The organism is Streptomyces katrae (assembly GCF_000966975.1).
GTDB lineage: Bacteria > Actinomycetota > Actinomycetes > Streptomycetales > Streptomycetaceae > Streptomyces > Streptomyces katrae.
In genome coordinates this window covers 1-6,746 of sequence record NZ_JZWV01001166.1, presented here as the reverse complement: position 1 = coordinate 6,746, position 6,746 = coordinate 1, and the positions used below count along the sequence as shown (strand labels likewise).

Below are 6,746 nucleotides of genomic sequence, written 5' to 3'. Positions count from 1 at the left end.
GTCTGGCACTTCACCGATCACACGGACGAGACCGCGCTCCTGGCCCAGATTGACGACCGCAACGGCCGCTGGATCAGCTTCGAGCACGACGAGTCGGGTGCACCGACAGCGATCGTCCACCATGGCGGCTACCACCTGAAGCTCACCACGAGCAAGGGACGCGTAACGGCCCTGCACCTCGCGGGAGCCGCGGAGGACGGATCTGATCAGGAGATCCTGCGGTACGGCTACACCGACGGCCATCTCACCTCGGTTATCAACTCCTCAGGCCGCCCCCTGAGCTTCGACTGCGACGAACACGGCCGCATCATCTCGTGGACCGACACCAACGGAAGCCGGTTCGACTACGTCTACGACGACCAGGACCGCTGCGTCTACCAGGCAGGCGCGAACGGGCACCTCGAATCCACCTTCACGTGGGACGGCATCGATCCTGCAACCGGGCTCCGCGAAACCACCGTCACCAGCGGCCTGGGGCACATTGAGCGACACTTGATTAACGACCGGTCGCAGGTGGTCGCCGAGATCGACGCAATGGGTGCGGTCACCCGTTTCGAGTACGACCGCTACAACCGGCTGCTGTCACGGACTGGTCCGCTGGGCCACGTCAGCCGTTTCACCTATGACGAGCACGGCCGTACGACGGTGGTGGAGCGGCCGGACGGACGGCAGGCACGAGCCCAGTACAACGAGCTCGGACTCCCGATACGCATCGTTGGCACTGACGGGAACATCACGCGTCAGAGCTTCGACGTACGCGGCAACCGGCTATCCATAGCGGAGCCGTCTGGGGCAACGACTCATTTCGCCTACGACGGGGCTGGCATCGTTACCTCCGTCACCGATACGCTCGGGCACACCTCGACAGTCATGTCCGACAAGGCCGGACTCCCCCTGGCTGTCACCGATCCGCTGGGGGCGACCACGCGCTTCGAGCGTGACGCCTTCGGCCGACCCGTGTCGATCTGCGACCCGCTTGGCGGTGTCACTCACCTGGAGTGGTCGGTCGAGGGCGAGCTCACCCGCCGGGTCGAGGCCGACGGCAACGAGCAGTCCTGGACGTATGACGGCGAGGGTAACTGTATTGCCCACCTTGATGCCCTAGGTGGCGTCACGACCTTCGAGTACACGGACTTCGACCGGGTGACCGCCCGCACGGGTCCGGATGGTGTCCGCTACGAGTTTCGCTACGACGTAGAGCTACGCCTCACCGAAGTCACCAACCCCCAGGGCATGACATGGAATTACGTGTACGACCCGGTTGGGCGGGTCACATCTGAGACCGACTTTGATGGCCGGACGCTGACGTACGTGCGGGATGCGGCAGGGCGGCTCGTTTCCCGGACGGACGCGCTCGGCCAGACCATCCGCTATGAGCGGGACGAGATGGACCGTGTCGTCCGCAAGGACGCTGCGGGCGCTGTGACTACGTTCGAGTACGACACGGGCGATCAACTTGCGGAAGCGGTTAACGCCGATGCCACGGTCACGCGTCTGCGCGACCGGTACGGCCGCCTTCAGTTCGAGACCGTCAATGGCCGGACGACGGCGTACGCGTACGATGAGCTCGGCCGCCGCACTGGTCGTACGACCCCGACGGGCGCGGGAAGCACCTGGACCTACGACGCTGTCGGCTGCCGCACCTCCCTGACCACGTCCGGGCGCACCATCACCTTCGATTACGACGCGGTCGGCCAGGAGACCTCCCGACGGATCGGCGACGCCGTCAGACTGGCGTTCCAGTACGACCGCAGGGGGCGCCTTACCACTCAAGACGTCACCAGCGCGGGCCACAACATCCAGCGTCGCGACTACACGTACCGAGCAGACGGCAACCTGATCCGGCTTGATGACCAGCTGTTGGGTCCGAAGACCTTTGAACTGGACGCAGCTGGCCGGGTGACTGCCGTCCGGGCGGAGGGGTGGACTGAGCAGTACAGCTACGACGAGGCAGGGAACCAGACGGCTGCGTCTTGGCCGGCGGCCCACCCAGGCCAGGAGGCCGCTGGCCCCCGCGAATACACCGGTACGACGATCACTCGCGCGGGCAGGGTGCACTACGAGCACGACGCATTGGGCCGTGTCATCCAGCGCCGGAGAACTCGCCTGTCCCGCAAGCCGGACATCTGGCGCTATGACTGGGACGCCGAAGACCGATTGCGTTCGATGACCGCCCCTGACGGTGCCGTATGGCGCTACGCGTACGACGCCCTTGGTCGCCGCATTTCTAAGCAGCGCCTCGCTGCCGACGGCATGACGGTGCTCGAACAGGTCACGTTCACCTGGGACGACACCACCCTGTGCGAAGAGATAAGGGAGTCACCGGACCTGTCCCATTCGGTAGTCCTCACCTGGGACCACAAGGGTCTACAGCCGCTGGCTCAAAGCGAACGCCTCATGGACCGAGGAACGCCTCAAGAGGTAATCGACGCTCGTTTCTTTGCCATCATCACCGACCTGGTGGGCGCCCCCACGGAACTGCTCGACGAATCCGGAACACTGGCTTGGCGTACTCGCAGTACCTTGTGGGGCACTACCACCTGGGGATCCACCAGTACGGCCTACACCCCACTCCGCTTTCCGGGGCAGTACTTCGACGCGGAAGCTGGCCTCCACTACAACTACTTCCGCCACTACGATCCCGAAACCGCGCGCTACCTCAGCCGTGACCCCCTGGGCCTCGCCCCGGCGCCCAACCCGGCGGCCTATGTACCCAACCCTCACACGTGGGTCGACCCCATGGGGCTGGCCGGTTGCCCGGACCTTACCCAGGGAGCAACGCTCGGGGACGTCGACAAAGTTCACGGATGGGTTCCCGACTCCATCCCTAAGGAGTCAATGGAAGTGCTCCGGGACATGGAGAAGTACAATTTCGGATGGTGGGGTGGGCCGGGCTTCTATGGCCCGAAGTGGTGGACTGAAACATTTGAAAACAGCGGCAAAAATGGTGGCTACCAACTTCCCACCCACGAGCCCTCAGGGAAGCCGATCACTTATCAGGAGTATGGGAGTTATCCGTCACCGGACAATCCCAAGCCGGGCGGTGAACGCTGGGTGTTTGGCAGCGATAAATCCGCCTACTACACTCCGACTCACTATCAGACATATATTGTGGGAAGAAGTCCCAGTTGGGTGGAATGATGACAGAAGAGACGTCGGCAATGCACATCGCCCCATGGATGCACGTCATTACCCCGGGCGGCGGCTTGCAGCTTGATGAACTCCTGCCCGTGTCCGGCAGCGTTCACGTGGCGCGTCTAAATGGACAAGATATGCCAGATGAAATTTCGGCCTTTCAGAAATTTGATGAATCGCTAAAGTTTCCCGAATATTTTGGATGGAACTGGGCTGCTTTCTACGACTGTCTTCGTGACCTTCAGTGGCTTTCATCGGATTCCCATGTACTGATCATCGAGTCCGCCGAAAGTGTCCTTTCCGAGGACGAAGATGCTCGAGATGAGTTCTTCAGAACCCTTTGGCGCGCTGGTCAGCGGTGGTCCTACACCAAGCGGCCCGAAGGCCGGACGCTCAGTAGGTTCTCCGTTGTCCTTTCATGTGAACAGGAGTTCGCATACAGCTTCGCGAAGAGGCTTGGGGAACTTCAAGGGCCATCCAATTCCTAAACGCAACCTTTTGTGATGGGCCGCCGGATCCGCCAGCGGCCCATTTTGGCTGGTCGGGCCGTTAGCGGGCATGGTGTGGTCTGACTGATGGGTGTGGCCGGTCAGTTGCCAGACTCATTGCAGTTGGATGCGAAGAAGTGGCGGAAGCCGTAGAGGACCATGCGTCAGGCATGTCGAGTTTCTTGGTTTGTTTGATCCGGCGCCACTGGTTGTCGAGTAGGTAGCTGGCGTAGGGGAGGGATCGGTCGTGCGGGTGGCGGAGGAGGTAGCCGTCGACTGTTCCGTGCGTCTTGACGTATCGCTCGATGGTCTCCTTCACCCGCGGGCGTGTGGGGACGTCGTGGTACTTGCCGCGCTTACGGAGCTTGAGGCGGTCGTACGACGAGCAGCTGGACGGTGTCGTCGCCGCTGCGCAGGGTGCGGAGTTGTGCGGGGAGGGGATGACGGCACGTTGGGGGGCGTAGACGGGGGCTTGGACGCCGAGGAGGCGGCTGTCGAGGTAGATGCCGAGGCGGTGGCCGTCGAGGAGGATGGCCTTGAGTTTGTCTAAGGCGTTGGTTTGGGTGGCCAGGCCGGTGCCGGCTCTTCCATAGCGCGGATGAAGTGCTCGACGACCTTGTGGCCGAAGGAGTCCACGCGGCGGGTGCTCAAGGCGGGGAAGAGGTGGTGCTCCAGGAGCGAGTCGACGTGGAGGAGGGAGGGGGTGCGAGGTGGCGCTGGCCCTGCTTCCACTCGCAGGTGTACTCGCGGAAGGTCACGGGGCCGTACTTTGCGATGCGCTCGGTGCGGGTCTGGCTGGCCGGGGCGGACTTCGTTCGTTGTAGACAGCCACCAGGCGAGTGATGGCCGCCTCCCGGCTGGTGAAGCCTGATTCCTGCTGCTGGCGGCGCATGGCGTTGCGGTAGCGGTTCTTCCCACGGAGATCGTCCAGGCCCGTGAGGACTGGGCGAACGGCTCGCGCTTCGGCGAGGTCAAGGGCTACGACGGCCCTCCGATTCCGGCCCCCGAGCTCCCGCCCACGCACCTCAAGCCCAGGGGAAGGGTGCGCTGACGACGCGGCGCGCGTCTCGGTGCCATGGCTGAGGACGGCACGCCGCACGGCCCCGTGCGCGGCCGTGGCCGGGATGTCGTCGGTTAGTGTGTGCCCGCTCGCGCCGGGTTCCTCCGGGCGGGCCGGGTGCGTACCGCCGTGCCGCGGCGGACGAAGGACGAAGGGCGCAGAGTGGCTGAGGGCTCGGCGGGTGCGGCGACGGCGCCACCACGTTCCTTCATCCCGCACGGCGGCGGGGTCGACCCGGAGCGGCGGCGGGGGAGGACCGGCACCGCCGGTGCGGCCCTGGTCGGGGCCGTGGCGGTCGTGGTGCTCGCCGGACCGTGGCTGGAGCCCCTGTTCGGGCTCGCGGCGTTCGGTGCATGGCGCACGTTGCTGGTGGCCATCGTCATGCAGGGCGTGCCGTTCCTGCTTCTCGGTACCGTCGTCTCGGCGGCCATCGGCGCGTTCGTCCCCGCCCGGGTCTTCTCCAGGGTCCTGCCCCGCAACCCCGTCCTCGCCGTTCCGGTGGCCGGTGCCGCCGGAGTGGTGCTGCCGGGCTGTGAGTGCGCCTCGGTGCCGGTCGCGGGCAGCCTGATGCGCCGGGGCGTGGCTCCCGCGGCGGCCCTGACGTTCCTGCTCGCCGCGCCCGCGGTCAACCCGGTGGTGCTCGTCGCGACGGCGATCGCGTTCCCCGGCAGGCCGGAGATGGTGGCCGCCCGGTTCGGCGCCTCGCTGGTCACCTCGGTGGTCATGGGCTGGCTGTGGATCCGGTGGGGGCGTGAGGAATGGCTGCGGCTGCCGGCCGCACGGGCCGAGCACGCCCCCGGCACGGGCCGGCTGGAGGCCTTCCGGCGCGGGCTGCAGCACGACTTCCTGGAGGCGGGCGGCTTCCTGGTGGTCGGCGCCATGGCCGCGGCGACCTTCAACGTCCTCGTACCGCCGTCCGTCCTGGAAGCCTTCTCCGGGTCCCCGTGGCTGGGCGTCCTCGTGGCGGCGGCGCTCGCGGTGCTCCTGTCGGTGTGTTCGGAGGCGGACGCGTTCGTCGCGTCCTCGTTCACCGGCTTCTCGCCCACCGCCCGCCTCGCGTTCATGGTGGTGGGCCCGATGGTCGACATGAAGCTGATCGCACTCCAGTCGGGGGCCTTCGGGCGGCCGTTCGCGGTGCGGTTCTGCGCCGCCACGTTCGTCGTGGCGATCCTGTGCAGCGCACTCGTCGGAGGCGTACTCCTGTGACCGGACGGCTCCCCGCCCGCGCGGACCACACCCGCCTGCTGAGCGGACTCGGCCAGCCCTTCTTGCTGGTGGTGACGGGCACGGGCCTGCTGCACACCACGGTGCGCAGCGAGGTCTACCTCCGGTACGTGAAGGAAGGGCTGCGGCCGTACCTCGTCGCGTCGGGCATCCTGCTGGTCGCCCTGGGCCTCGCGGGGATCGGAGCCGAGTTGGTGCGCCGCCTGCGGCAGCCCTCGGACGATCACGCGGAGGAATGCGACGCGCACGAGCACGAGCAGGACCACGGACATGGGCACGGGCACGGGCACGGGCACGGGCACGGGCACGGGCACGGGGGTGCCACGCCCGTCGCCTGGCTCCTCNGCTCCTCGCCGTGCCCGCCCTCACCCTGATGTTCGTCGCCCCGCCGGCGCTCGGCTCGTACACGGCCTCCCGGGACGGGGCCGCGGCCAGGGTGGAGCACAGCGCCTACAAGAACCCGTTGCCGGACGCGCCGGTCGCACCCCTGGCCCTGGAGGAGTTCATCGGACGCTCCGTGAACGGGCCGGAAACCCTCCGCGGCCGCAAGGTCCGGCTGCTCGGGTTCGTCTCGGCGGGCAAGAGCCCGGACACCTGGTACCTCAACCGCCTGAAGCTCAGCTGCTGTGCGGCCGACGCGCGGACCCTGCGCGTGGAGGTGCACGGCACGGAGGCACCCGACGACGACTCCTGGGCCGAGGTCACGGGCATCTGGCGGGGCGACCCGGTCACTGCCGGGAACCCGGTCCCGGCCATGGAGGCCGACGCCGTCAAGCCCGTCGGCCAACCGCTCAACCCCTACCACGACGCGCCGCCCACGGACGGCTGAACCCCCACCC

General features: G+C 66.7%; 4 protein-coding genes and 1 pseudogene. All 5 read left to right on the top strand.

All coding sequences use genetic code 11. The annotated features are described in order from the left end of the window. On the top strand, positions 1-3,141 hold a 3,141-nt coding region (locus VR44_RS34255; RefSeq protein ID WP_045951544.1), incomplete at its 5' end, for an RHS repeat-associated core domain-containing protein. After that, a complete protein-coding gene (locus VR44_RS43275) occupies positions 3,141-3,623 on the top strand; it encodes a barstar family protein (protein ID WP_157880500.1) in 483 nt (160 codons plus the stop codon). The genes VR44_RS34255 and VR44_RS43275, both read left to right, overlap by 1 nt. 919 nt (positions 3,624-4,542) lie before the next feature. Then, positions 4,543-4,674: pseudogene (locus tag VR44_RS43270) on the top strand (pirin family protein); the annotation flags it as partial. 171 nt (positions 4,675-4,845) lie between these two features. Further along, positions 4,846-5,889: a permease gene (locus tag VR44_RS34245; protein ID WP_045951542.1), complete on the top strand. Its 1,044-nt coding sequence runs from the start codon at positions 4,846-4,848 to the stop codon at positions 5,887-5,889. Between the two features lie 253 nt (positions 5,890-6,142). After that, positions 6,143-6,736 (top strand): TIGR03943 family putative permease subunit, encoded by a 594-nt coding sequence (locus VR44_RS42060; RefSeq protein ID WP_094192101.1) that lies wholly within the window; start codon positions 6,143-6,145, stop codon positions 6,734-6,736. Positions 6,737-6,746 lie beyond the last annotated feature (10 nt).

Coding starts and splice junctions, on each gene's coding strand:
- VR44_RS43275 (WP_157880500.1), top strand. CDS start 3,141: ATGACAGAAGAGACGTCGGCAATGCACATCGCCCCATGGATGCACGTC.